Origin of the sequence: Vogesella indigofera (assembly GCF_003633895.1) — a bacterium.
GTDB classification, from domain to species: Bacteria; Pseudomonadota; Gammaproteobacteria; order Burkholderiales; family Chromobacteriaceae; genus Vogesella; species Vogesella indigofera.
This window is the reverse complement of sequence record NZ_RBID01000011.1, coordinates 731,877-757,761: the sequence shown is the minus strand read 5'-3', so window position 1 is coordinate 757,761 and position 25,885 is coordinate 731,877. Positions and strand designations below refer to the sequence as shown.

Annotated in this window: 23 protein-coding genes; 15 read left to right on the top strand and 8 right to left on the bottom strand. The window is 68.1% G+C overall.

Translation table 11 applies throughout. The features are described from left to right. The first annotated feature begins 104 nt into the window (after positions 1–104). From C8E02_RS05950 to C8E02_RS05940, 3 genes are all read left to right on the top strand, one after another. On the top strand, positions 105–323 hold the full coding sequence (locus C8E02_RS05950) for a CsbD family protein (protein ID WP_047967535.1): 219 nt from the start codon (positions 105–107) through the stop codon (positions 321–323). 158 nt (positions 324–481) lie between these two features. After that, the gene (locus tag C8E02_RS05945) at positions 482–796 is read left to right on the top strand and encodes a BON domain-containing protein (protein ID WP_120810026.1); all 315 of its coding nucleotides are present in this window, start codon (positions 482–484) and stop codon (positions 794–796) included. Between the two features lie 221 nt (positions 797–1,017). Then, positions 1,018–1,689, top strand: a complete 672-nt coding sequence (locus C8E02_RS05940; RefSeq protein WP_211329167.1) for a CHAP domain-containing protein — start codon at positions 1,018–1,020, stop codon at positions 1,687–1,689. Here the strand turns inward: C8E02_RS05940 and C8E02_RS05935 are convergent. Both C8E02_RS05935 and mnmH read right to left on the bottom strand, forming a co-directional pair. After that, the gene (locus C8E02_RS05935; RefSeq protein ID WP_120810024.1) at positions 1,676–2,824 is read right to left on the bottom strand and encodes a GGDEF domain-containing protein; all 1,149 of its coding nucleotides are present in this window, start codon (positions 2,822–2,824) and stop codon (positions 1,676–1,678) included. The genes C8E02_RS05940 and C8E02_RS05935 overlap by 14 nt on opposite strands. A 136-nt stretch (positions 2,825–2,960) precedes the next feature. Then, positions 2,961–3,995 (bottom strand): tRNA 2-selenouridine(34) synthase MnmH, encoded by a 1,035-nt coding sequence (gene mnmH, locus C8E02_RS05930; protein ID WP_120810023.1) that lies wholly within the window; start codon positions 3,993–3,995, stop codon positions 2,961–2,963. Between the two features lie 19 nt (positions 3,996–4,014). On the opposite strand from mnmH, the gene selD reads away from it, so the two are divergent. After that, positions 4,015–5,055, top strand: coding sequence for a selenide, water dikinase SelD (gene selD, locus C8E02_RS05925; RefSeq protein ID WP_120810022.1), 1,041 nt, complete (start codon positions 4,015–4,017; stop codon positions 5,053–5,055). Between the two features lie 223 nt (positions 5,056–5,278). On the opposite strand, the gene lysA is transcribed toward selD, so the two are convergent. Continuing rightward, positions 5,279–6,517: a diaminopimelate decarboxylase gene (gene lysA, locus C8E02_RS05920; protein ID WP_120810021.1), complete on the bottom strand. Its 1,239-nt coding sequence runs from the start codon at positions 6,515–6,517 to the stop codon at positions 5,279–5,281. Between the two features lie 291 nt (positions 6,518–6,808). On the opposite strand from lysA, the gene C8E02_RS05915 reads away from it, so the two are divergent. The 4 genes from C8E02_RS05915 to C8E02_RS05900 all read left to right on the top strand — a co-directional run bounded on the left by C8E02_RS05915 (position 6,809) and on the right by C8E02_RS05900 (position 11,433). Beyond that, the gene (locus tag C8E02_RS05915; RefSeq protein WP_120810109.1) at positions 6,809–7,726 is read left to right on the top strand and encodes a LysR family transcriptional regulator; all 918 of its coding nucleotides are present in this window, start codon (positions 6,809–6,811) and stop codon (positions 7,724–7,726) included. 253 nt (positions 7,727–7,979) lie between these two features. Then, entirely contained in the window at positions 7,980–9,986 is a 2,007-nt protein-coding gene (locus C8E02_RS05910; protein WP_120810020.1) for a site-specific recombinase, read from the top strand. A gap of 320 nt (positions 9,987–10,306) precedes the next feature. Then, a complete protein-coding gene (locus C8E02_RS05905; RefSeq protein WP_120810019.1) occupies positions 10,307–11,065 on the top strand; it encodes a ferredoxin--NADP reductase in 759 nt (252 codons plus the stop codon). Continuing rightward, entirely contained in the window at positions 11,062–11,433 is a 372-nt protein-coding gene (locus C8E02_RS05900; protein ID WP_120810018.1) for a group III truncated hemoglobin, read from the top strand. Before C8E02_RS05905 ends, C8E02_RS05900 begins: the two co-directional genes overlap by 4 nt. Before the next feature lie 129 nt (positions 11,434–11,562). Here C8E02_RS05900 and C8E02_RS05895 read toward each other — a convergent pair whose 3' ends face one another. Continuing rightward, on the bottom strand, positions 11,563–11,883 hold the full coding sequence (locus tag C8E02_RS05895; protein ID WP_120810108.1) for a cupin domain-containing protein: 321 nt from the start codon (positions 11,881–11,883) through the stop codon (positions 11,563–11,565). Positions 11,884–12,346: 463 nt separating this feature from the next. On the opposite strand from C8E02_RS05895, the gene kdpA reads away from it, so the two are divergent. The 6 genes from kdpA (at position 12,347) to C8E02_RS05860 (ending at position 21,470) form a co-directional block, all read left to right on the top strand. Next, a complete protein-coding gene (kdpA, locus tag C8E02_RS05885; RefSeq protein ID WP_211329166.1) occupies positions 12,347–14,038 on the top strand; it encodes a potassium-transporting ATPase subunit KdpA in 1,692 nt (563 codons plus the stop codon). Positions 14,039–14,047: 9 nt separating this feature from the next. Then, a complete protein-coding gene (gene kdpB / locus C8E02_RS05880; RefSeq protein ID WP_211329165.1) occupies positions 14,048–16,177 on the top strand; it encodes a potassium-transporting ATPase subunit KdpB in 2,130 nt (709 codons plus the stop codon). Positions 16,178–16,231: 54 nt separating this feature from the next. Further along, complete coding sequence (gene kdpC, locus C8E02_RS05875; RefSeq protein WP_120810015.1) at positions 16,232–16,858, top strand: potassium-transporting ATPase subunit KdpC; 627 nt, start codon at positions 16,232–16,234, stop codon at positions 16,856–16,858. A 115-nt stretch (positions 16,859–16,973) separates the two neighbouring features. Further along, positions 16,974–19,634, top strand: coding sequence for a DUF4118 domain-containing protein (locus C8E02_RS05870; protein WP_120810014.1), 2,661 nt, complete (start codon positions 16,974–16,976; stop codon positions 19,632–19,634). Beyond that, entirely contained in the window at positions 19,634–20,323 is a 690-nt protein-coding gene (gene kdpE / locus C8E02_RS05865; RefSeq protein ID WP_120810013.1) for a two-component system response regulator KdpE, read from the top strand. The genes C8E02_RS05870 and kdpE overlap by 1 nt, the downstream gene beginning before the upstream one ends. 34 nt (positions 20,324–20,357) lie before the next feature. Further along, a complete protein-coding gene (locus C8E02_RS05860) occupies positions 20,358–21,470 on the top strand; it encodes a PQQ-dependent sugar dehydrogenase (RefSeq protein ID WP_120810012.1) in 1,113 nt (370 codons plus the stop codon). A gap of 110 nt (positions 21,471–21,580) precedes the next feature. On the opposite strand, the gene C8E02_RS05855 is transcribed toward C8E02_RS05860, so the two are convergent. Together C8E02_RS05855 and C8E02_RS05850 are read right to left on the bottom strand one after the other, a co-directional pair. Further along, a complete protein-coding gene (locus C8E02_RS05855; RefSeq protein ID WP_120810011.1) occupies positions 21,581–21,925 on the bottom strand; it encodes a TFIIB-type zinc ribbon-containing protein in 345 nt (114 codons plus the stop codon). Positions 21,926–22,047: 122 nt separating this feature from the next. Next, positions 22,048–23,241 carry a GGDEF domain-containing protein gene (locus C8E02_RS05850; RefSeq protein ID WP_211329164.1) on the bottom strand — a complete coding sequence of 398 codons (1,194 nt, stop codon included), beginning with the start codon at positions 23,239–23,241 and terminating at the stop codon, positions 22,048–22,050. A gap of 425 nt (positions 23,242–23,666) precedes the next feature. Here C8E02_RS05850 and C8E02_RS05845 point away from each other — a divergent pair, with 425 nt between their 5' ends. Beyond that, positions 23,667–24,227 (top strand): hypothetical protein, encoded by a 561-nt coding sequence (locus C8E02_RS05845; protein WP_211329163.1) that lies wholly within the window; start codon positions 23,667–23,669, stop codon positions 24,225–24,227. 139 nt (positions 24,228–24,366) lie between these two features. On the opposite strand, the gene C8E02_RS05840 is transcribed toward C8E02_RS05845, so the two are convergent. Together C8E02_RS05840 and C8E02_RS05835 are read right to left on the bottom strand one after the other, a co-directional pair. Then, positions 24,367–24,891 (bottom strand): NUDIX hydrolase, encoded by a 525-nt coding sequence (locus tag C8E02_RS05840; protein ID WP_120810009.1) that lies wholly within the window; start codon positions 24,889–24,891, stop codon positions 24,367–24,369. Positions 24,892–25,016: 125 nt separating this feature from the next. Further along, positions 25,017–25,793, bottom strand: a complete 777-nt coding sequence (locus C8E02_RS05835) for a DUF5602 domain-containing protein (RefSeq protein ID WP_120810008.1) — start codon at positions 25,791–25,793, stop codon at positions 25,017–25,019. Positions 25,794–25,885 lie beyond the last annotated feature (92 nt).

Sequence of the window (25,885 nt, the reverse complement as noted above, 5' to 3'; positions counted from 1 at the left end):
GGATGCGGCCCAGCACGATGGTGGTGCGCGCTGCCGGTGCCGGGGGCAGCGGATGCCAACTTGACCATCTTGTCAGCCGCATCCGGCGTCAAAAGGAGCAAGTCATGAACTGGGACATCATCGAAGGTAACTGGAAACAGTACAAAGGCAAGGTGCGCGAACAGTGGGGTGATCTGACCGATGATCATCTGGACGTGATTGCCGGCAAACGCACCATCCTCGCCGGCAAGCTGCAGGAAGCCTACGGCATCTCCAAGCAGGCTGCCGAGGATCAGATCCGCCGTTTCGAGGAAAGCAACAAGGACTCCGATTCCGAGTCTTGATGCCGACGGCGGCGGCGAGTGGCAACGCTGCCGCCCCGCCGCGTTAAACCCTGCAAACCGCTGCCCGCCGCGCGCTATTGAGCCGCGGATGGCGGCAGCGGTGGCCGGCTGGCCAGCAACACGCCGCCGGCGCGCGCAACCATTGTGGAGCATCCATCATGAAAGCATTAAACAAGTATCTGTCCGCGTTTTTCGTGGTCGCCTCGCTGATGTCGGTGGCGGCCTGTTCCGCGACCCGCGAACATCAAAGCACCGGCCAGTACATGGACGACAGCGTGATTACCGGCCGCGTGAAAACCGCGATCTTCAACGATCCGGTGCTGAAAGTGACCGAAATCAACGTCGAAACCTATATGGGACGTGTGCAGCTGAGCGGCTTTGTGCGCTCGGATGCGGATGCCGACCGGGCGGTACAGCTGACCCGTGGCATCAGTGGCGTGAAGTCGGTCAAGGACGACATGCAGGTCAAGTAAGTATCGTCCGCGGCCACCTCCGGGTGGCGTGCCCCCTGTTGCCAGCCCGGACAGGGGGTTTTTCATGCCGCTAGCCGCGGCGCTGCCTAGCGGTCACGGCAGGCCCGCGCTGCCGCCGGCTCAGCCGCTATTTGAACGTGATATTGATTTTGCATCGTAAACCCGCGATGCTTGCCGGCTTTGCGGCCAACGTTGGCCGCAGTCACGGACGGGGGTGGCGGGTGAAGAGGGCAATCAGGCTGGGGCTGGCGCTGCTGTTGCTGGCGGCGTTGCTGTTCGGCGCGCAGTACGCGCTGACGCGGATGGCGCTGAACGCCAAGGCGGCGCGCGGCGCGGTGATCGACAGCTTCAACGGCGTGGCGGTGTACTACAACGGTGGCGTCAATGAAACCCACGGCCGCCATCTGACGGCCGACGGCTACAATCTCGGCCTCAAGTACCAGTGCGTGGAGTTCGTGAAACGCTACTACCACGCCCGCTTTGGCCACCGCATGGCGGACGCCTACGGCCACGCCAGGGCGTTCTTCCTGCCGGGGCTGGCCAGCGGCGCGCTCAACCGCCAGCGCGGCCTGCTGCAGTTTGCCAATGGCGGCAGCGAGCCGCCGCGGGTGGAGGACATCCTGGTGTTCGGCCCGTCGCTGTTCAATCCCTATGGCCATGTCGCCATCGTGGCGGAGGTGAATGCCCACGCGGTGATCGTGGTGCAGCAGAACGCCGGGCCGCTGCTGTCGTCGCGCGAGGCGTTTCCGTACCGGCGTCGTGGCGCGCGGCTGTGGCTGGCCGATGAGCGGGTGCTGGGCTGGTTGCGGCTGCCGCCGCCCGCGGTGCTGGCCTCGGCGCCGCTGGCACTGGCGCCATCGTCCGCCGCCGCGCTGAGCGTTACAGCGCGCTGATGCAGACCCGGTTGCGGCCCTGTTCCTTGGCCGCGTACAGCTGCAGGTCGGCCTGCAGGAACAGCTCGCGCAGCGGGGTGCGGCCGCGCGCGGCGACCACCAGCCCGGTGCTCACCGTCTGCTGCAGCGTGTTGCCGTCGCTGGTGGTGATCGGCGCGGCGGCCAGGGTCTGGCGCAGCGTTTCCGCCAGCACCGGCGCGTGCGGCACCGCGCTGCCGCTGAGCAGCACCGAGAATTCCTCGCCGCCGTTGCGGCCGTACACCGCATCGAAATGGCCGAAGTGGCGATCCAGCAGCGCGGCAAAGTGCACCAGTACCTCGTCGCCGGCGAGGTGACCGTGGCTGTCGTTGACACGCTTGAACCAGTCCAGGTCCATCACCAGCAGTGCCACCGGCGCATCGGGATTGGCCGCCAGCCGCTGCTCGGCCTGCTCGTGAAAGGCGCGGCGGTTGGCCAGCCCGGTCAGGCTGTCCAGCATCGCCTGCTGGTAGAGGCGGATTTCCAGCCGTTCGAAGCAGATGAAGATGAAGCACAGCAGCTTGGCGTACTCCAGCCACATCGCCTGGTAGTCGAGGTAGGCAAACAGCGCCGAATTGGCCAGCCAGCCGCTGCTGACGGCGCTGGAGTACAGCAGGCGCACGCTGTAGGTCAGTATCAGCAGCAGCACGATCAGCCGGCCAAGACGGTAGCCCAGCCGCGCCTGGTGCGGGCTGCGGCGCAGGCTGCGCCACAGCAGCGCGTGGAACAGCAGGTAGGCAGCGCTGAACAGCAGGATGCGCCAGGCGAAGGCCTCGGCCCCGAACGGCAGCAGCAGGAACACGCCGCTGACCGCGCCCGCCAGCAGCAGCCCCGGTCGCCACGGCAGCCGCGTGTGCTCCAGCGCCACACCGCCGACCCAGGTCAGCATCAGCGAGAAAAACAGCAGGCAGTTGGCGAGGCCGACGCCCAGCCACGGCGACAGGTAGGGGCGCAGCGCGATCAGCGCGATGCCGGCGCAGGCCAGCACGCCGGCCACGCCCCAGATGCGCAGCGCCTGCTCCTGACGATAGCGCAGGCCGATCAGCAGCAGGATGGTGGTCATCAGCACAAAGGTGGTGACGTGTCCGACATACAGGGTGTAGAGATCGAGTTTCATGCGGCCGTTTGCAAAGGCGGGATGCGGTGATGGTAAGGGGTGCTGCCGGCAGTCGGCGGGTGTTCATGGCCGGCAGATCGCCAAGGTTGGCCGCAAGCTTGACGCGTTGCGGCCAACCTTGCGGCCGGGGGCGGCCTCAGCCGGCCAGCTGGCTGGCCACCTGCTGCAGCGTGGCGTCGTCCAGCGCCGGCACCGCCAGCGGCTGCACCGCCTGCGTGTAGTGCTTGCCCTGCGAACGCAGGTACAGCGGGTCGTAGTGGCCGGTCAGCAGCTCGCCGACCAGGGTGTCGAAATCGCCGCCGCGCGCCAGTGCCGCCCACGCGTCCAGCTGCGCCTTGCCGTGCACATTGCGCAGGAAGCCCAGCTGGGTCACCAGCCGTTCCGGCTCGCTGAGGTAGAAGTCGTAGTCGCGCTTCAGGAACTCCACCCGCGCCGCCAGCGGCACTTCCAGCTGCAGGCACTCGCTGTCGTGCATGCGGCCGTACAGCGCGTCCGGCAGTGACACGAAGCCGATCTTCTTGCTTTCCGCCTCCACGAACACCGGCCGCGTCGGGTCGAAAGCCTGCAGCGCGACATCGAGCAGGCTGTCGAAGCGCTTTTGCGACGGCTGCGTCACGTCCGGCAGCCGCCCCAGCACCGAGCCGCGGTGCGCGGCGAGGCCTTCCAGGTCCAGCACCTGCGCGCCCTGTGCCGCCAGCGCCGCCAGCAGCCGGCTCTTGCCGCTGCCGGTGGGGCCGCTGATCACACGGAAACGGAACTGCTGCGGCAGGCTGGCGAGGTCTTCCAGCACCTGGTGGCGATAGGCCTTGTAGCCGCCTTCCAGCTGGTGCGCCGCCCAGCCGATCTGCGCCAGGATGATTGCCATCGAGCCGGAGCGCTGCCCGCCCCGCCAGCAGTACACCAGCGGCCGCCACGACTTGGGATGGCGCGCGAACTGCTCGTCGAGGTGGCGCGCGATATTGCGCGCGGCGATGGCGGCGCCGACCTTGCGCGCCTCGAACGGCGACACCTGCTTGTACAGGGTGCCGACGCGCACGCGCTCCTCGTCGCTCATCACCGGGCAATTGATGGCGCCGGGGATATGGTCTTCGGCAAATTCTGCCGGGGTGCGCACGTCGATGATCTCGTCAAATTGGTGGCGCTGTGCTACGGTCGCGAGCTTGAAAAACATAGATAGGAAGGCGTGGGCCATGACAGGAATCAGATTGACGCAATTGTCGCACGGTGGCGGATGTGGCTGCAAAATTGCACCGTCGGTATTGCAGGCGATCCTGTCCGGCGCCCGCGACAAGTTGCCGTACCCGGAGCTGCTGGTCGGCGCCGAAACCAGCGACGACGCGGCGGTGTACCGCCTCAACGACAGCCAGGCGCTGGTGGCGACCACCGACTTCTTCCTGCCCATCGTCGATGACGCGCGCGATTTCGGCCGCATCGCCGCCACCAATGCCATCTCCGACATCTACGCGATGGGCGCCACGCCGATCATGGCGCTGGCCATCGTCGGCATGCCGGTGAACACGCTGCCGGTGGAAACCATCCGCGACATCCTGCAGGGCGGCGAATCGGTGTGCCGCGAAGCCGGCATCCCCATCGCCGGCGGCCACTCCATCGACGCGCCGGAGCCGATCTACGGCTTGGTGGTGATGGGGCTGATGCATCCCGAGCAGATCAAGCGCAACTGCGATGCAAAAGACGGCGACGTGCTGATCCTCGGCAAGGGCCTGGGCGTCGGCATCCTGGCGCAGGCGATGAAGAAGGGCGAGCTGGACGACGCCGGCTATCAGGCGCTGATCGCCTCCACCACGCAGCTGAACAAGGTCGGCAGCCAGCTGGCGGCCATGCCCGAGGCGCACGCGCTGACCGACGTCACCGGCTTCGGCCTGCTCGGCCACCTGCTGGAAATCTGCCGCGGCTCGCAACTGGCCGCGCATCTGGACATGGCGCAGGTGCCGGTGATCCGCGAGGCGCAGGCGTGGGCGGAAAAAGGCTACGGCCCCGGCGCCATCGAGCGCAACCTGGCCAGCTTCGGCGAGGACGTGCACTGCGCCGCCAGCGTGGCCGAGTGGCAGCTGCGGGTGCTGGCCGATGCGCAGACCAGCGGCGGCCTGCTGGTGGCGGTCGCGCCGGAAGCGGCCGACAGCGTGCTGGCGCAGTTCCATGCCGCCGGCTTCGGCTACGCCAGCGTCATCGGCAGCCTGCAGCAGGGCGAGGCGAAGATCCACGTGCGCTGAGCCATCGGCGCAGGCATGAAAAAAGGTTGGCCGCAGCGATGCGGCCAACCTTTTTTGCTTGATGCGGTGCCTGGAACGTGTTCACGCTCTCGCGAGCCGAAGTCAGACAAGGCGGAATCGGTCAAAAAAGCGTTGTTGATGTTGATATCAGTACGCCTGTTTTGACCCATTCCAACGCAGGATGCCGATTGATATCGGGGCGTAGCAGTGCGTGAGCAGGTTCTTACAGCTGTTCCAGCGCCAGCAGCTCTTCTACCGTCTGGCGGCGGCGGATCAGGCGGTCGGACTCGCCATCCACCAGAACCTCGGCGATCAGCGGGCGAGTGTTGTAGTTGCTGGACATCGACGCACCGTAGGCGCCGGTGTCGTGGAACACCAGCAGGTCGCCGACGTTGGCGGCCGGCAGGCTGCGCGGCAGTACCACGCCGCCGTCGCCCTGGGTGAACACGTCGCCGGATTCGCACAGCGGGCCACCGACCACGGTGTCCTTTTCCGGCTTCTGCACGCCGTCCTGCGGCACTACGGTGATGTGGTGGTAGCTGCCGTACATCGACGGCCGCATCAGCTCGTTGAAGCCGGCGTCGACCAGCACGAAGTGGTTGCTGCCGGCGTCCTTGGCGGCGCGTACCTCGGCCAGCAGGTTGCCGGACTCGGCCACCAGGTAGCGGCCGGGTTCGATCTCCAGTGCCAGCGGATGGCCGATCACGGCGGCGGCTTGCTGGCGCGCGGTATCCCACAGTGTGAAGTAGTGCGCGGTGTCGATGCTGGCGTCGCCGTCGCGGTAAGGGATGGACAGCCCGCCGCCGGCGGAAATGGCGTGCAGGTCGTGGCCGTGGGCTTTCACCTGTTGCACCAGCTCGACCATGGTGCCGCACACCTGCTGCAGGTGGCTGTAGTCGACGCCGGAGCCGATGTGCATGTGCAGGCCGACCAGGTTGAGGCCGTGCTGGCGGATCGCGTCCAGTGCCGCCGGCAGGTCGCTGTGCCAGATGCCGTGCTTGCTGTGCTCGCCGCCGGTATTGGTCTTGTTGCTGTGGCCGTGGCCGAAGCCGGGGTTGATGCGCAGCCACACGCGGTGGCCTGGGGACGCGGCGCCGAGCTGGTGCAGCATGTCGATGGAGCCGGCGTTGACCGGGATGCGGTGCTCGGTCACCGTCGCCAGCGTGTCGCGGTCGATCAGGTCGGCGGTGAACACGATGCCGGACGGCTCGCCGGCGGCGTCATAGCCGGCGGCCAGCGCGCGCAGGATCTCGCCGCGCGACACCGCGTCCACCTTCACCCCCTGTTCGCGCATCAGGCGCAGAATGTGGGTGTTGCTGCACGCCTTCTGCGCAAAACGAATGGTGTCGAACTGGCGCAGCGCGGCGATGCGCTGGCGGATGGTGCCGGCGTCGTACACCCACAGCGGGGTGCCGTAGTGCTGGGCGAGGGCGGCGAGGCGGGCGGTGTCGGGGGTCTGCATCTCGGTGAGTCCTTGGTGGTCATGGTGGCCGGCCCGTGCGGTGCGGGGCGGCGGTATCGGGGGCCTGGCGGTGGCAAACTGCGGGTGCGTCCCGCCAGGCTGAGGGTGCCTTCTGTCTCGTCGGCGTTTTGGCGGCCTGTTGCGCTTGCGCCAGGGTTGGCCGCAAGGGAACACGATTGCGGTCTGTGCCGCGCTGCGTGCTCCACCGTTAGCGGCATCATGCTCTTGGTGGGTGATTCAGTAAAATGCTAATATTTTTCCTGGTAATTCATTTTTGATATGGAGTGTGCCGTGAGCATCAGCCACCGTCACATCGAAGTGTTCCGCGCGGTGATGACCAGCGGCAGCGTCACCGGCGCCGCCAGCCTGCTGTACACCTCGCAGCCGACGGTCAGCCGCGAGCTGGCACGGCTGGAGCAGCTGCTGGGCTTTGCGCTGTTCGAGCGCCAGCGTGGCCGGCTGCAGCCGACGGCACCGGCGCTGGCGTTGTTCGACGAGGTGCAGCGCTCCTATATCGGGCTGGAGCGCATCGCCGGCGTGGCGGCCAACCTTGGGCGCCAGGATCGCGGGCAGCTGTCGCTGCTGTGCCTGCCGGCGTTCGCCCACGCGCTGCTGCCGGCGGTGTGCCGCCGCTTTGCCGCTGGCCACCACGGCGTCGGCATCGCCATCACGCCGCAGGAGTCGCCGCTGCTGGAGGAGTGGCTGTCGGCGCAGCGCTACGATCTGGGGCTGACCGAGCACGAGGCCGCGCCGCCGGGCACCCGGCTGCAGGCGCAATGGCTGGCCGACGAGGTGTGCGTGCTGCCGGACGGCCATCCGCTGCTGGCGCGCACGGTGCTGGCGCCGCAGGATTTTGCCGGCCAGGCCTTTGTCAGCCTGTCGCCGGACGATCCCTACCGCGTGCAGCTGGATCGCGTGTTTGCCGATGCCGGCGTGGCGCGACAGATGCTGCTGGAGACGCACAGCGCGGTGGCGGTGTGCGCGATGGTGGCCGCTGGGCTGGGGGTGGCCATCGTCAACCCGCTGACCGCCTTGTCGCTGGCCGGGCAGGGGGTGCAGCTGCGCCGCTTCGCGGTGTCGGTGCCGTTCCGCGTCAGCCTGGTGCTGCCGGAGTTCCGCCCGGCTACGCCGCTGACCGGTGCCTTTGCCGATGCGGTGGTCGCCGAGCTGACGCACGCCACCGCCGCGCTGGCCGAGGCGCTGGCTTGAGCCTGATGGAGGCGGGGAGCGATTGTTGCTGCATTGCAAAAAATGTTGTGCCGCACTATGTGATTGATTAAAAATAAAAAATCCTGATTTTGATTGGCGTTCCTAGCGGGCGGGCCGCTATCCTGCTGGAATTTTTTGACGCGACGCGCGGTCAGACGCTGTTATACCCTGCAGTTCGTGCCGCCATTGCCCGCCGCGGCACCCTCCCATCGCAACGTGTCAAACGTGACGCAAACTGTCCAACGGATGACTTATGGATCAAATACTTTCCCAATTGGCCAACCGCCACAGTGATGCCCCGCCGGTACCGTATCTGGCGCGGCTGGTGGCGCAGGTCCGCCCCGAAGACGCCGGCGATTTCGTGCAGGCCACCAGCAATCTACGCGCGCTGACCTATCTGCTGTCGCGCCACGCCAGCTACCGCGCCGGTCTGCGCCAGGCGCTGATCGACCTGCTCGGCTCCACCCGCCAGGTGCAGCTGTATACCGATACCGGCACGCTGTCCAACGAGACCTTTTCCCAGGCGCTGCGCCGTCGCATCGGCGAGCGCCTGCTGCCGCCGGCACGCTCAGGCGCCCACCTGGCCGACCAGTTCGGCGTGATCTTCTGCCAGCGCGAGGACTACCGCTGGGTGGCCGCGCTGTCGCAGGAAGTGTGGCAGGAGCTGTGGCAGGCGCTGGCGTGGGACGAGGAGCGGCAGATAGTCGCCAACCCGACACGGCTGCAGCTGCTGGAGGCGGTGCAGGTGCTGACGGCGCGCATTACCGCCATCGGGCTGGAGCCGGAGCTGGTGAAGACCTATCCCGACATCGAGCGCTTCGAGTCGCCGTTCCTGCACCTGTCCGCCGAGGCGCAGCGCTATGTCGAATCGGCGCGCGCGGCGATGGTGGACGAGACCTGCCCCGACGAGGACGACCGCCAGATGCTGGTGCTGCTGGAGCAGTGCGAGGACGTGATCGCCCGCCTGCGCAAGGCGGCGGCCAACCGTGGCGTGTCGGTGAGCCTGACCTACCACGTCACCCGCCTGCGCCAGCACATCCAGCGCCTGCGCACGCTGCTGGCACTGCTGGACCCGGAGCGCAGCCCGGCGCGCGACGCCACGCTGTTTCACCTCTTGGCCGAGTTGGTGCGCGCGGAAAACCGCAAGTACAGCCTGCGCGACGTGTTCGCCAGCAATACCGAGCTGCTGGCGCGGCAGGTCACCGAACACGCCGGCCGCCACGGCGAGCACTACATCGCGGAAAACCGCAGCCAGTGGCTGGCGATGGGCAAGGCGGCGATGGGCGCCGGCGTCATCGTCGGCTTCATGGCGCTGTTCAAGCTGCTGATCGCCACGCTGCACCTGCCGCTGATCTGGGAGGCGCTGGCCTTCGGTCTCAACTACTCGCTGGGTTTCATGCTGGTGCACGTGCTGCACTTCACCATCGCCACCAAGCAGCCGGCGATGACGGCGGCACGCATCGCCGCCGCCATCCACGAGGCCGGCGGCAAGGCCGACATGGCCGAACTGGCCGAGCTGGTGGTGAAGGTGATGCGCACCCAGTTCGTGGCCATTCTCGGCAACGTGCTGCTGGCCATCCCGGTGGCGTGGGCGATCGCCGAGTCCTGGCTGTGGCTGGCCGGCACACCGGTGATCGACCAGGGCAAGGCGGCGCACCTGCTGCAGGACCTGCATCCGCTGTCCAGCCTGGCGCTGTTCCACGCCGCCATTGCCGGTGTGTACCTGTTCCTGTCCGGCCTGATCGCCGGCTACTACGACAACAAGGCGATTTACCGCCAGATCCCGCAGCGGCTGGCCGCGGTGCCGTGGCTGAACCGGCTGCTGGGCGAGGTACGCACCCGCCGCTTTGCCCACTATGTCGAGCACAACCTCGGCGGCTTGGCCGGCAATTTCTACTTCGGCATGTTCCTCGGCGTCACCGGCACCATCGGCTTTCTGCTTGGCCTGCCGCTGGACATCCGCCACATCACCTTCTCCTCGGCCTATCTGTCCTACGCCGCAGTCACCTACGACTACGCGCTGCCGCTCGCGACGGTGCTGTGGTCGGTGGTCGGGGTGGCGCTGATCGGCATGACCAACCTGCTGGTCAGCTTCAGCCTGGCGCTGTGGGTGGCGCTGCGCTCGCGCAAGTTGCGCGGCAGCGACGCCTTGCCGCTGCTGCCGGCGGTGTTCAAGCGCTTCCTGCGCGGGCCGAAGGCGTTCTTCATTCCGCCGCGCGAACGGGCGGAAGAACCGGAGGAGGCCACGCCGCCGGTCTGAGAGCCAGTCCACGATCTGCTGCGCTTCGTGAAACGTTACACGGTGAGTACGCCTTCGACATGCTTGATTTATATCCAGCTCAACGCCGCTTCTTCAGCCGTTTTCGCCTTGTCTCGCGTGAGCGTGCGAGATCGTGAACAGGCTCTGAACCGTTCGGTTGATGCCGCGTTTGCCGTCACGCCCCGCCTGCGCGGGGCGTTTTGCTGCCGGCAACAAGCGGGGCGGGCGGCTTGTCCCTGCTCGTGTCAGCGTTTTTATTGTGATGGTTAAAGTGTATATTTTAAACATCTTCAATTAGCCGGCCGTGACGGGAAAACAAGATGAACATCGTAGAAACGGAAGTGATCCGCGTGCAGCACTGCTCCGCGCGCGGCGTCACCCTGCTGACCCGCAAGCCGGAAGGCTTTGCCTTCCAGGCCGGACATTACGCGCGGCTGTCGGTGCCGGCACTGGCCGAGCCGGTGTGGCGCGCCTATTCCATCGTGTCGGCGCCGCACGAGCCGTGGCTGGAATACTTTTTTACCGTCATCCCCGGCGGCGCGCTGTCGCCGCATCTGGGCGCGCTGCAGCCGGGCGACACGGTGCTGATGGCAAAGGCGGCGATGGGCTTCTTCCTGGCCGACAGTCTGGCCGACGGCGAGGTGCTGTGGCTGCTGGCCACCGGCACCGGCATCGGCCCCTATCTGTCGATGCTGCGGCAGCAGGGCGTGCTGCAGCGCTTTGCCCGCGTCAACCTGGTGTGCAGCGTGCGCGAGGCGGCAGACCTGGCCTACGACGCCGAATGCCGCGCCTGGGCGGCGCAACACGCGCACTGCCACTACGTGCCGGTGGTGACGCGCGGCGAGGTGGTCGGCGGCCTGCGCGAGCGCATCCCGACGCTGTTGCACAGCGGCGCGCTGGAGCAGCACCTGGCGATGACGCCGCTCGATCCGCAGCGCGACCGGGTGATGGTGTGCGGCAACCCCGATTTCACCGCCGACATGCGCGCGCTGCTCAACGAGCGCGGTTTTACCCCGTGCCGCCGCGGCCTGAGCGGCAACATGCTGTTCGAGAATTACTGGCAGAAGGCGACGCCATGAGCAGCATCGCCCAGCGCCTCGGCCGCGAGGTGATCGACACCGTCAGCCGCCAGTTTTACGCGCAGATCCGCGTCCATCCGCAGCTGGCGCCGATCTTCGCGGTGGTGCACGACTGGCCGCAGCACGAGGCGCACATCGGCCACTTCTGGTGGACGCTGCTCGGCGGCGACGCCTACCTCGACACCCAGTACAACGTGGCGCGCAAGCATCTCGACATCGGCGTCACCCCGGCGCTGGTCGACGAATGGCTGGCGCTGTTCGAGCCCATCGTGCGCCGCCATGTCGCCTCGCCCGACGCCGACGAGTGGCTGCGCAAGGCGCGCATGATCGGGCAATCGATCGCGCTGATGAACACGCCACTGGATTAAACCGGCGACTGAATCCGGTGACTGAAACGGTCTTGCGGTCAACGTTGGCCGCAAGCCGGCCCGGCGCCGTGCCGGCCGCATGAGCGTGGCGGTTCGGTGCCAAACCCGGACCCCACCACGCCGACGCGGCTAGATACTGCCTTCCTGTTCGATCACCAGAATGCGCGCCTCGCCGTGCGGATGGGCGACGTGCTCGCAGCCGGCGCCGGCGTAGAAGATGTCGCCGCACTGCAGCGCGATCACCCGCACGCGGCCGTCCGCGTCGCGCACATGCATGTCCACCGCACCGTCCAGCAGCACGAACACTTCCTCGCCGTCGTTGATGTGCCAGCGGTAGGGCTGGTCGGTCCAGTGCAGGCGGGTACTGATGCCGTTCATGCAGGCGATGGTGCGCGCCCCCCAGGCGCGCTCGGCGGTGAAACCGGCGGGGCGGATGTGCTGCGTGTTCATGTTGCTCTCCTGTGCTGGCTGACGAATGCCGCCATTGTCCACCCGGTCATGGTGCTTGCCACTGGCTGGCTACGCCAGAATGCGGACCGATCCGGCCGAGATGCACTGCGGCCGGATCGCGCCTTGTTCCGACCGCCACTCCCCCCTTCATCCCGCCGGCTACGCCAAAAGCATCATATTTTTATATCCCGTTTATACCGCCGCCCGGCCTTTTAACCGCTTTTTTGCACCGCAAAACCTACAGTGGCAGTGTCTGTGACCAACAAGGGGAATGTGATGCAAGACCTGATCTGGCTGGCAGGGTTGGCCGCACTGTATCTGGCAGTGCTCGGCCTGCTGCGGCTGTATGCGACCACGTCGCAGGGGGTGGCGCGATGAGCGTGCTATCAAGTTTGTGCGCGCTGGTGGCGCTGCTGTTGGCGGTGTGGCTGCTGTACGCGCTGCTGCATGCGGAGGAGATGTGATGATGACCGCTTTTTTCTGGTTGCTGGCGCTGTTCATGCTGCTGCTGACGCTGAGCGTGCGGCCGATGGGTGCCTGGCTGGCGCCGCTGGCCAGCGGCAGCTTGCCGAGTCGCTGGCAGGCGTTTGACGCCGCCTTGCTGCGCCGCCTGGGGCTGAACGATGCCGGCATGGGCTGGCGCGACTACACGCTGGCGCTGCTGGCGTTCAATGTGCTGGGCGCCGTGTTGCTGTACGGCCTGCAGCGGCTGCAGGGTGCGCTGCCGTTCAACCCGCAGCAGCTGGGTGCGGTGGAGGCCGGTTCGGCATTCAACACCGCGGTGAGCTTTGTCGCCAATACCAACTGGCAGGGCTATGCCGGCGAAACGACCATGAGCTACCTGACGCAGATGGCCGGCCTCGCGGTACAGAACTTCCTGTCCGCGGCCACCGGCATCGCGGTGGCGTTTGCGCTGATGCGCGGCTTTGCGCGGCGCGAGAGCGGCGACATCGGCAATTTCTGGGCCGACGTGCTGCGCATCACGCTGTACCTGCTGCTGCCGCTGTCCATCGTGCTGGCGTTGCTGCTGGTCAGCCAGGGCGTGCTGCAGAACCTGTCCGGCTACCTCGGCTTCGAGGCGCTGGCCGGCCACGGGCAGACGCTGGCAATGGGGCCGGTGGCGTCGCAAGAGGCGATCAAGCTGCTGGGCACCAACGGTGGCGGCTTCTTCAACGCCAACTCCGCGCATCCGTTCGAGAACCCGAGCGAACTGTCCAACCTGCTGCAGATGCTGGCCATCTTCCTGATCCCGGCCGGGCTGTGCCATGCCTTCGGCCGCGTGGTTGGTGATCGCCGCCAGGGCTGGGCGATCTACATCGCGATGAGCGTGCTGTTCGTCGTCGCCGCCAGCGCCATCGCCTGGTTCGAGGCGCAGGGCAACCCGCTGCTGAGCGCACTGGGCGCCGACGGCGGCAGCGGCAACCTGGAAGGCAAGGACATGCGCTTCGGCATTGCCGGCAGCAGCCTGTTTGCCGCCGTCACTACCGCCGCCAGCTGCGGCGCGGTCAACGCGATGCACGATTCGTTCACCGCGCTGGGTGGCATGGTGCCGATGCTGCTGATGCAGCTGGGCGAGGTGGTGTTCGGCGGTGTCGGCTCCGGCCTGTACGGCATGCTGGTGTTCGCGGTGCTGGCGGTGTTCGTCGCCGGGCTGATGGTTGGCCGCACCCCGGAATACCTGGGCAAGAAGATCGAACCGTTCGACATGAAAATGGTGGCGCTGACCATCCTGGTCACCCCGTTGCTGGTGCTGGCCGGTACCGCCGTGGCGGTGGTGGTGGCACCGGGGCTGGCTGGCCTCGCCAATCCGGGCGCGCACGGTTTTTCCGAGGTGCTGTACGCGTTTTCGTCGGCGGCCAACAACAATGGCAGCGCCTTCGCCGGGCTGTCGGCCAATACCCCGTTCTATAACGCCATGCTGGGCATCGCGATGTGGCTGGGCCGCTTCGCGGTGATCGTGCCGGTGCTGGCACTGGCCGGCTCGCTGGCGGCGAAAAAACGGCTGTCGCCGACCCTGGGCTCGATGCCGACCCACGACGGGCTGTTCATCGGCCTCTTGATCGGCAGCGTGCTGCTGGTCGGCGCGCTGACCTACCTGCCGGCGCTGGCGCTGGGGCCGGTGGTCGAGCATCTGGCGATCTGGGCGACCCACTAGGAGAACAATATGTCCCATCATAAAAAAATGGTCTTGCCGCTGCTGGACGGCGCACTGCTGCGCCCGGCGCTGCGCGACACCTTTCACAAGCTCGGGCTGCGTGCGCAGCTGAAAAACCCGGTGATGTTCGTGGTCTACCTGGGCAGCATCCTGTGCAGCGTGCTGTGGGTGCAGGCGCTGCTGGGCCACGGCCAGGCGCCGGCGTGGCTGACCGGCAGCATCGCGGTGTGGCTGTGGTTCACCGTGCTGTTCGCCAACTTTGCCGAGGCGCTGGCCGAGGGCCGCAGCAAGGCGCAGGCGGCCAGCCTGAAAGGGCTGCAGAAGTCGACGTGGGCGAAAAAGCTGGCCGCACCGCAGCGTTACGGCGCCGAATTCGCCATGGTGGAGTCGTTTGACCTGCGCCGTGACGACGTAGTGCTGGTGCAGCACGGCGACGTGATCCCGTGCGACGGCGAGGTGATCGAGGGCATCGCCAGCGTGGACGAGTCGGCGATTACCGGCGAATCGGCGCCGGTGATCCGCGAATCCGGCGGCGATTTCAGCTCAGTCACCGGCGGCACCCGCGTGCTGTCGGACTGGATCGTGGTGCGCATCAGCGTCAACCCCGGCGAGACCTTCATCGACCGCATGATCGCGATGGTGGAGGGCGCCAAGCGCCGCAAGACGCCGAACGAGGTCGCGCTGACCATCCTGCTCCTGGCGCTGACGCTGATCTTTTTGTTGGTGACGGTCACCCTGCTGCCGTTTTCCGCCTACAGCGTGAACGCGGCCGGTAGCGGCGAAGTGGTGTCGCTGCCGGTGCTGATCGCGCTCTTGGTGTGCCTGATCCCGACCACCATCGGCGGCCTGCTGTCGGCCATCGGCGTCGCCGGCATGAGCCGGCTGATGGCGGCCAACGTGATCGCCACCTCCGGCCGCGCGGTGGAGGCCGCCGGCGACGTCGACGTGCTGCTCTTGGATAAGACCGGCACCATCACCTTCGGCAACCGCCAGGCGTCCGCCTTTGTCGCCGCCGCCGGCGTGAGCCAGGCGACGCTTGCCGAGGCGGCGTGGCTGGCGTCGCTGGCCGACGACACCCCGGAAGGCAAGAGCATCGTGGTGCTGGCGCAGCGGCTGACCGACGGCGCCGGCGGGCATCTCGATGACGCCAAGGTTGGCCGCAAGCTGCTGGCCGACCTGCACGCCGGGCTGACCCCGGCCGGCGCCAGCTTCGTGCCGTTCACCGCGCAAACGCGCATGTCCGGTATCAACCTCGACGGCCGTCACATCCGCAAGGGCGCCGCCGATGCGATCCGCCGCCATGTCGAGGCGCTGGGCGGCAGCGTGCCGCGCAGCCTGCTGCAACAGGTCGACACCATCGCCAGCCGTGGCAGCACGCCGCTGGTGGTGGCCGAGGGCGCGCAGGTGCTGGGCGTGGTCGAGCTGAAGGACGTGGTGAAGCCCGGCATCCGCGAACGCTTTGCCCAGCTGCGGCAGATGGGCATCAAGACGGTGATGATCACCGGCGACAACCGCCTGACCGCCGCCGCCATCGCCGCCGAGGCCGGGGTGGACGACTTCCTGGCCGAGGCGACGCCGGAAAACAAGCTGGCGATGATCCGCGACTACCAGGCGCGTGGCCAGCTGGTGGCGATGACCGGCGACGGCACCAACGACGCGCCGGCGCTGGCGCAGGCCGACGTGGCGGTGGCGATGAACAGCGGCACCCAGGCGGCGCGCGAGGCGGCCAATATGGTGGACCTCGACTCCAGCCCCACCAAGCTGATCGAGGTGGTGGAGATCGGCAAGCAGATGCTGATGACGCGCGGCGCGCTGACCACCTTCAGCCTGGCCAACGACGTGGCCAAGTACTTCGCCATCATCCCGGCCGCGTTTGCCGTCACCTATCCGCAGCTGAACGCGTTGAACGTGATGCAGCTGGCCAGTCCGGCCTCGGCGCTGCTGTCGGCGGTGATCTTCAACGCGCTGATCATCATCGCGCTGATCCCGCTGGCGCTGAAGGGCGTGCGCTACCGCGCGCTGGGGGCGGCCGAGCTGCTGCGCCGCAACCTGCTGCTGTACGGCGTCGGCGGGCTGTTGCTGCCGTTTGCCGGCATCAAGCTGATCGACATGCTGCTGTCCCTGCTGGGACTGGTCTGACCCCGCTGCCGGGCGGTCAACAACGCCCGGCAGCCGTAACCAAGGAGTGCCATTATGGCCACCACGACTTATCATCCCGCAGCCGCCGTCACGCTACCGCGCGCGGCAGTGCTGCGTCCGGCGCTGACCCTGCTCTTGTTTTTCACCCTGTTGCTGGGGCTGCTCTATCCGCTGGCGGTCACCGGCCTCGCGCAGCTGCTGCTGCCGGCGCAGGCCAACGGCTCGCTGCTGCGCGACACAAACGGCAAGGTGATCGGCTCGGCGCTGATCGGCCAGGCCTTCCACGGCCGCGGCGAATTCTGGAGCCGGCCGTCGGCCACCGCCGGTAACGCCTACAACGGCGGCGCCTCCGGCGGCAGCAACCAGGGGCCGGGCAATCCGGCGCTGCAACAGGCGGTCGCCGCGCGCATCGCCGCGCTGCGCGCCGCCCACCCCGGGCAGCACGGCCCGGTGCCGCTGGACCTGGTCACCACCTCGGGCAGCGGGCTGGACCCGCACATCAGCCTGGCGGCAGCCCACTATCAGGCACCGCGCGTGGCGCGCGAGCTGAAACGGCCGCTGGCGCAGGTCGAGGCCCTGATCGCCGCGCAGCGCGAGCAGGGCTGGTTCGGCAGCGCGCAGCAGGCGCGCGTCAATGTGCTACAGCTGAATCTGGCGCTGCGCCGGCTGGCGGCGGGCTAGGGCCGGTTAACACTTGTTTGATCGCGGCCGCCGCCCCGGCGGTCGCAACCCTCTTGACCGCCACAAGGTTGGCCGCAACGATTGCGGCCAACCTTGCGGCACGCTGGAGCAATGAATGATGGATGACGATTTGCGGCCCGATCCGGACGCGCTGCTGGCGGCGCTGCCGGCGCCGCGCGGCAAGCTGAAGCTGTTCTTCGGTGCCGCGCCGGGGGTGGGTAAGACCTACGCCATGCTGGCCGAGGCGCAGGAAAAGCGCGCCGCCGGGCTGGACGTGGTGGTGGGCTGGGTCGATACCCACGGCCGCGCCGAGACCGAGGCGCTGCTGGCCGGGCTGGACGTGCTGCCGCGCAAGCAGATCGCCTACCGCGGCAAGCAGGTGGCGGAGTTCGATATCGACGCGGTGCTGGCGCGGCGGCCGGCGCTGGTGGTGGTCGACGAGCTGCCGCACAGCAACGCACCCGGCAGCCGCCATCCCAAGCGCTGGCAAGACGTGGACGAGCTGCTGGCGGCCGGCATCGACGTGTACAGCGCGATGAACGTGCAGCATCTGGACAGCCTCAACGACGTGGTCAGCGGCGTGACCGGCGTGGCGGTGGCGGAGACGGTGCCGGACCACGTGTTCGACCGCGCCAGCGAAGTGCGGCTGGTGGACCTGCCGCCGGACGACCTGCTGCTGCGCCTGGCCGCCGGCAAGGTGTACCTGCCGGAAGTGGCGGAACGCGCCGCCGGCCATTTTTTCCGCAAGGGCAACCTGATCGCACTGCGCGAGCTGGCGCTGCGCCGGCTGGCCGACCGCGTCGACGGCCAGATGCGCGCGCAGCGCGAGGTGCAAAGCCGCGCACCGGTGTGGGCGACCTCGCTGGGCGTGCTGCTGGTGCTGGGCCACGGCGACGAAGACAGCGCGGTGCGCCAGGCGGCGCGGCTGGCGCGCGCGCTGTCGGCGCCATGGCACGCGGTGTGGGTCGATCGCGGCCACGCCGGCGCGGCGGCGCGCAGTAGCGTGCTGGCGGCGCTGGCACAGGCGGCGGAGCAGGGCGCGCACACGCTGGTGCTGGCCGGGCCGGCACCGGCCAGCCTGATCGCCGACTACGCGCGGCGCCACAACCTGTCGCTGCTGGCGCTGAGCCAGCGCGGCAACCGGCCGCGCTGGTTCTGGCGCGCCAGCCTGCAGCAGCAGCTGGCACAACGCGCGCCGGAGCTGAACTGCCTGATCCTGGCCGCCGGCGAGCGCAGACCCGCCGCCACGGCCGGCTGGCGCTGGCCGCGCGCGGGTGCCGGTGGCGGTGGCGGCTGGTGGCAAACTACGCTGGCCAGCCTCGCGCTCACCGCGGCCATGCTGCCGCTGCGCGGCGTACTGGATGCGGCCAACCTGGTGATGCTGTACCTGCTGCTGGTGCTGCTGGCGGCGGTGCGCTACGGCCGCGCGCCGGCGGCGTGGGCGGCGGTGCTGTCTGTGGCGCTGTTCGATTTCTTCTTTGTCGCGCCGCACTGGTCGTTCGCGGTGTCGGACATCCAGTACCTGATCACCTTCGCCGTGATGCTGACCGTGGGGCTGGTCGCCGGCCAGCTGGTGGCCAGCCAGCGGCAGTCGGCGGCGCAGGCCGGCCAGCGCGAGGCGCACACCCGCTACCTGTACGAGATGGCGCGCGAGCTGGGCAGCGCGCTCATGCCGGAGCAGGTTGGCGAGATCACCGGCCGCTTCCTGCAGGCCAGCCTGAACGCGCAGATCAGCCTGTGGCTGCCGGACGCGGAGGAACAGCTGGAGGCGCTGCCGGACACGCCGCTGGCGGTGGACGCGGCGCTGGTGCGCTGGTGCTTCGACCACCAGCAGGCGGCCGGGCAGGGCACGCACACGCTGCCGGATGCAGCGCAGCTCTACCTGCCGCTGCAGGCGCCGATGCGCACCCGCGGCGTGCTGGTGGTGGCGGTGCCAGACGTGCTGGCGCTGGCCGACCCCGACAACCGTCGCCTGTGCGAGGCGGTGGCGGCGCTGGCGGCGCAGACGCTGGAGCGGCTGCACTATATTGAAGTGGCGCAGCAGACGCTGCTGTCGATGGAATCGGAACGGCTGCGCCACTCGCTGCTGGCGGCGCTGTCGCACGACCTGCGCACGCCGCTGACCGCGCTGTCCGGCAACGCCGAGACCCTGCTGCTGGCCCTGCAGCGCGGCGGGCGCGCCGAGCAGGAACAGGCGGCGCTGCTGTTGGCGCAGTCGCAGCGCATCACGCGGCTGGTGACCAATTTGCTGGAAATGGCGCGGCTGCAGGCGGGCGGCGTCACCCTGCACCAGGACTGGCTGCCGGCGGACGAGGTGATCGGCACCGCCATCGCGGCGCTGGGCAACACGCTGGACGCACACCCGCTGCAGCTGGACATCGATCCGGCCTGCCCGATGCTGTACGGCGACGCCATCCTGCTGGAGCGGCTGCTGGTCAACCTGCTGGAGAACGCGGCCAAGTACAGCCCGGCCGGCAGCCCTATCCGCATCAGCGCCGCCGCCGAGGACGGCCGCATCCTGCTGCGCGTCGCCGATCGCGGTCCCGGCCTGCCGCCGGGCGATCCGGCGCGGCTGTTCGACGCCTTCAGCCGGGGCGAGCGCGAGTCGGCGATCAGCGGCGTCGGGCTGGGGCTGGCGATTTGCCGTACCATTGCCGATGTCCACGGCGCGCGCCTGAGCGCGGCCAACCGCCACGACGGCGGCGCCTGTTTCACCCTGTCCCTGCCGCTGCGTCCGCCGCCGGCACTGGATTTTGACCTGGAGAACCTGCCCTGATGCACGCCCTGACGGCACTGATCATCGAGGACGAAGCCGCCATCCGCCGCTTCGTCAGAAGCGCACTGGAAGACGAGGGCTACCGCGTGTTCGAGGCCGACACCGTGGCGCGCGGCCTGATCGAGGCCGGCACCCGCAAGCCGGACGTGCTGGTACTGGACCTCGGTCTGCCCGATGGCGACGGTGTCAGCCTGCTGCTGGATCTGCGCAGCTGGAGCAAGGTGCCGGTGATCGTGCTGTCGGCGCGTGTCGATGAGGTCGACAAGATCGCGGCGCTGGACGCCGGCGCCGACGACTACCTGACCAAGCCGTTCGGCATCGGCGAGCTGCAGGCGCGGGTGCGTGCACTGCAGCGGCGGCGCAGCGGGGACGCCGGCGAGGGCAACGGCAGCCTGGTTCGCCTCGGCGATACGGTGACGGTGGACCTGGCCAACCGCAGCGTCAGCCGTGACGGCGAGCCGCTGCACCTGACGCAGCTGGAATACCGGCTGCTGGCCACGCTGCTGGCCCATCGCGGCAAGGTGCTGACCCACCGCCAGCTGCTGCAGGAGGTGTGGGGGCCGGGTTACGTGGAACACAGCCACTATCTGCGCATCTATATGGCACACCTGCGGCAAAAGCTGGAGGCCGATCCGGCGCAGCCGCGCTTTTTGCGTACCGAAACCGGCGTCGGCTACCGCCTGCTGTAGAGCGCGGCGCGCGGCCAGCGTGGAGGAGACAAGCATGGACAAGCAAACACGATGGCCAGTGTGGCCGCTGGTGCTGCTGATGCTGGCCAGCCCGGCGCAGGCCGCACCGCGGGCGGAGCTGGTCGCCAGTGGACTGGAACACCCGTGGGCGGTGGCCTTCATTGATGGCGGGCGCATGCTGGTTACCGAGCGCCCCGGGCGCCTGCGGCTGGTGAGCGCCAACGGCCAGCTGGGCAAGCCGCTGGCCGGGCTGCCGCGCATCGACGCCGCCGGGCAGGGCGGCCTGCTGGATCTGATTACCGACCGCGACTTCGCCCGCAACCGCACGCTGTACTTCTGCTACGCCGAGCCGGCCGCCAGCGGCTACGGCAATTCCACCGCGCTGGCCAGCGCCCGGCTGGCGGACGACGCCAGCCGCCTGGAGCAGGTGAAGGTGCTGTTCAGCCAGCAGCCGAAATTCAGCAGCCGCGCCCACTTCGGCTGCCGCATTGTCGAGGCCGCCGACGGCACGCTGTTCCTGACGCTGGGCGACCGCTTCCAGCGCATGGCCGACGCGCAGACGCTGGACAATCACCACGGCAAGGTGGTGCGCGTGCGCAAGGACGGCAGCATTCCGCCGGACAATCCCTTCGTCGGCCGTGCCGGCGCGCGTCCGGAAATCTGGAGCCTTGGCCACCGCAATGTGCAGGGCGCCGCGCTGGGGCCGGACGGCCGGCTGTGGACGCACGAGCACGGGCCGCAGGGCGGCGACGAGCTGAACCGCCCCGAGGCCGGCAAGAACTACGGCTGGCCTGTGATCACCTACGGTGAAAACTACGGCGGCGGCCCGGTCGGTGCCGGCATGGCCCGCAAGGCGGGCATGGAGCAGCCGCTGTGGCAGTGGACGCCGTCGATCGCGCCATCCGGCATGGCCTTCGTGCGCGGCACGCGCTACGGCAGGGCGTGGCAGGGCAGCCTGCTGCTCGGCTCGCTGAAATTCCGCTACCTGTTGCGGCTGGAGCTGGCCGGCACGCGCGTGCTGCGCGAAGAAAAGCTGCTCACCGGCCTTGGCCAGCGCGTGCGCGACGTGCGCGAAGGCCCGGACGGCTTCATCTACCTGCTCACCGACGAGGACGACGGCCAGCTGTTGCGGCTGTTGCCGGGCTGAGTCCGGGCTGGCTCGGCTGTGTGCGGCTGTGTGCGGCGGCCGACTGGCAAGCGCAAAAACAAAGCGGCCAACCTTCAAAGGTTGGCCGCAGTGCTATCCGTTGCCGCTGCTTAATCGAACAGTTCTTCCCAGAAGCTCTTCTTGCGCTTGTAGTGGCGGTTGTCACCGTACTTGTCGTGCTGCGGGTAAGGCGGTTGCTGGTGGGGCTGTTGTTGCTGATAGGGCTGCTGCGGCTGGCGTGGCGGGTAGCCGGGCTGGGCGGCCTGCGCTGCGACCGGCTGCGCTGCTTGTGGCGCGGCAGTGGCGGCGGCCATATTGCCCAGCGAATGCTGGATGATCTTGTCCAGCTCGCCACGATCCAGCCACACGCCGCGGCACTGCGGACAGTAGTCGATCTCGATCCCCTGGCGTTCGCTCATCACCAGCGTCGTATCCTTGCAAACCGGGCAATGCATGGCTGTTCTCCTTGTTGATGGTGCCGGCCACCACTTTGGCGCCGGTGTGTCACAGACTGCGGCGGCCGGCTATGGTTCCGCCGCGGCGGCTGCGGCCAACGTTGGCCGGCGGCGGCAACGGCTTACGGCAGTGCCGGCGCGGCTGTACTGTCGGCTGGCGGCGGGCTGCTTGCCGCCAGTTCGATGCGGTTGCGGCCCTTGTGCTTGGCCAGGTACATCGCCTCGTCCGCGCGATGCAGCAGCGCTTGCGGCGCTTCCTGCGGCTGGCGTTGCGCCACGCCGATGCTGGCGGTCAGCGCGATGGCGGCCTCGCCGTGGCGCAGCGGCTGCATTTCCAGTGCGCCGCGCAGGCGGCTGGCGATGGCTTCGGCCTGTGCCAGCCGGGCGTTAGGCAGGAAAATCGCAAATTCCTCGCCGCCGAGACGGCCGATCACGTCGCCATCGCGCAGGCAGGCTTGCGCCACCGTCACGAAATGGCGCAGCGCGCGGTCGCCGAGCTGGTGGCCCCAGCTGTCGTTGACCTTCTTGAAGTGGTCCAGATCGACCAGCAGTACCGACAGCGGAAACGCCATGCGCTCGGCGTAGTGGCTGCCCTTGTCCAGCAGGGCGAGGAAGGCGCGGCGGTTGAACACGCCGGTCAGCGGGTCGCGGTCGGCGATGCGGCGCAATTCCAGCGTCACCTGTTCGTTGGCCAGCATCACGATGCCGAACGCCATCAGCACGATGGCGACGATGGATTCCACCACCACCAGGTGCGATACCGCGATGGCGTGCTGCGCGTCGAACAGGCCGTGGTTGTCGACGCGGAACAGCCACGGGCGCAGCAGCAGGAACAGCCCGTGCCCGCCGCTGGCCAACGCGTACAGGTAGCGGGCCGGGTGATCCTGCAGCCGGCCTTGGGCGATGGTGCGCGCGCACAGCAGGAACAGCGTGCCCACCACCAGGCTCATCAGCGTGAAGCGTGTCGTCTGCTCCGGCTGCACCACGGTAAACCAGGCCGCGGTCGCCAGCAGCAAGACGGCGCCCAGCACGCCGTAGCGTCGTGGCACCGGCGCGGCGCCGACATAGGCACGGGTGCCCACCCAGTTCAGCCACGCCATCAGGTAGGCCGACAGCTGTGCCAGCAGCACCAGCAGCAGTTCCGGCGCCACCGCGCGCAGCAGCAGGTTGACGCAGACCAGCAGCCCGAAGAAATAGGACAGCGTCCAGGCGCCCAGCCCGGCGATGCGCGGGTTGAAGCGCCAGGCAGCGGCCAGCATCAGGGTCATCACGACCATGAGGATTGCGGCAATGGCGACTAGCGTGGGACTGTGCACGTGCGGGGGTTCCTGGCAAAGCGGTTGGGGCAAGCAAACAGCCATCTAGCATAGCATCGGCATTGTGCGGGCATGGCCTTAATCAACGTCATTTTGGCCAGGATCAAATAATACTATTTGCATATGTGGTACGGCGGTGCGCGCGCCGCGCCGCGCTGCAACAGCTGTGCCAGCGTAGCGGGGGCTGGCCGCCAAGCCTGGCAGGTAGCGTGTCCGTCGTAGCGGGCCGGCCGCCGGTTGCGCTTGCCGGGCCGTCTCCTACACTTAGGGCACACCGGCTGTGCTGCCGCGCCTTGTGTTTGCCCGCTCCCGGCTGTCAGCGGGTGACGGCGACAGCTTGCCGTCTTGTTCACACCCGCCAGGTGTCATCCGCAGCGCTTGCGGCAGCCGGGTAGACACCCGTTGCATTGCAAGAAGGAGTGATCATGTCGACATCGACCTTGACACACCGTTGTCTGACCATCGCCATGGCGCTCGCCGTCATCGGCCAGGTGCCGGCGGTGATGGCCGCCAGCGATACCCAAATGATCAAGAGCGCGATGAGCGCCGCCCCGAAAAAGGTCAGCGCCGCGGCGACCATCGTCGCCATGGAGGCCGACGGCAAGATGCGCACCCTGCGCCAGGGCAGTAACGGCTTCACCTGCATGCCGGACAACCCGGCCACCCCCGGCCCGGACCCGATGTGCATGGACAAGGCGGCGATGGCGTGGGCGATGGCCTGGATTGGCCACACGACACCGGTCGCCGGCCAGATCGGTTTCATGTACATGCTGTCGGGGGGCACCGATGCCAGCAATACCGACCCGTACGCGGCGAAGCCGGATGCCGGCAACCACTGGGTCAAGACCGGGCCGCACGTGATGATCGTCGGCGCGGAGCCGGCGTTCTATGACATGTACCCCAAGAGTGCCACGCCGGATAGCAGCGTGCCGTACGTGATGTGGCCGGGTACGCCTTACCAGCACCTGATGATTCCGGTGGACTAAGCGACCGTGTGCGATGGGCGATGGCAGGCGGGCAGGCAGTGGCCGTTGCGGCGTGTTGCTGCGTGCCCACCTTGCCATTGGCCCTTCAATCCGGCAACGCGGGCGCACCCCGGTGCGGCGCGAGCTGCGAGCCGTGCACTTACAGCTCGCCGGCGTCCAGCGCCTGGGCGATGCGCCGCAATAGCGCGGTCTCGCGCACGATAGACAGCCCCATGCCGGCCGCGCCGCGCGCCAGCACCGCCTGGTTGTGGGCAATGGCGGCGTCCACGTCCAGCCAGCGCGGCTGCATGCGGTTGTTGATCTCGTAGGCTTCCATTTGCGGTGCGGCCAACGTGGCTGCGATGCGGCACACATAGCAGTAGGACAGCATGTGCAGCACGTCGTAGTCGCCACGCGGCGGGCGGAACTCGTCGATCAACCCAAACGGGCGCAGGATGCGGACATCGCGGGCGCCGGTTTCCTCCGCCAGCTCGCGCGCCAGCGCCAGCGCGTGGTCCTCGTTTGCCTCCACCCCGCCGCCCGGCAGGCTGTAGTCGTCGTAGCGGCCGGTATACAGCAGCAACAGCTCGCGTCTGCGCGCCACGATGCCGCGCACCGCCAGCCGCTGCTGCACCCGCGCAGTCGGCGTCGGTTGCAGGTGGTAAATGGTTTGCAGGTGGTTCATCTGTCGCCTCTCAAGCAAGGCGCTGTTTGTGCCGCAGCAGGCAGGGCGGCGTCAAGTGGCGGACAGAAGAAAAGCGGCCAGGGTTGGCCGCGTCAGGTGTCGTCCGCCGCCCGCCAGGGGCGCCGTCATTGAAGCTCGGTCAGTGCCACCTCGTACGATTGGCTGTCGGGGCGGTAGCTCACGCGATAGCCGGCGGGGTAGCTGCCACTCTTGCTGTAGCGGGCCGGGCGCGCCACCGGTGCGGAAAATACCGGCTTCGACTGCAGAAAAGCCAGTGACACCATCGGCTCGATGAAGGTCTGCTTCTTGTTGTGGTAGCCGTAGATCAGCGTGGCGGTGAACGGCGGTTGCTGGAATTCCGCCGCCTGGGGGTTGATGGCGTGCACGCCCATTTTCGGGACGGCCGTGCCCGGCGGCAAGATGTAGCCGGCGGGCAGCAGCTCGGCCGGCGGTTGCTGGCTCGGATCGGCCGATTCGGCGTCGCTGTTGAAATGCACCTTCATCGTCTCCGCCCGTTTTACCAGATAGAAGTGGAAATCGAAATGCGGCACGTCGTAGACCTTGGGTGGCGGGTGGCCGACGGCTTCCCAGTTGATGACCACGTGGTCGACTACCGTGCGCGGCCCCTTGGCCGGCATGCGCAGCAGGTAGGCCGGTGCCATGGCGGCGCCCGGCAGCCCGGCGAGCGCCTGTTCACTGAACACGATGCTGACGGCGACCGCCTTGCCGGCGGCGTCGGTGCGGACTTCGGTGTGCGCCTGGCCCTGGCCGAAGGGCACCGGCTTGCCGCGGTAAGTGGCGGACAGGTCGCCGGCGCTGGCCAGCAGCGGGCTGGCGGCCATCACCACGACGGCCAGCCAGGCCGGTGTTGCCGGTCTGGCGGATGCTTGCAGTGTCTTCATATTGCGTACCTCTTGCTGGTGGTGAGAGGAATGCGGAGCGTGTCACCAGAAGCTGGTGTGTTTGCATCTTAGTGAATGAGTCTGCTTTTGCC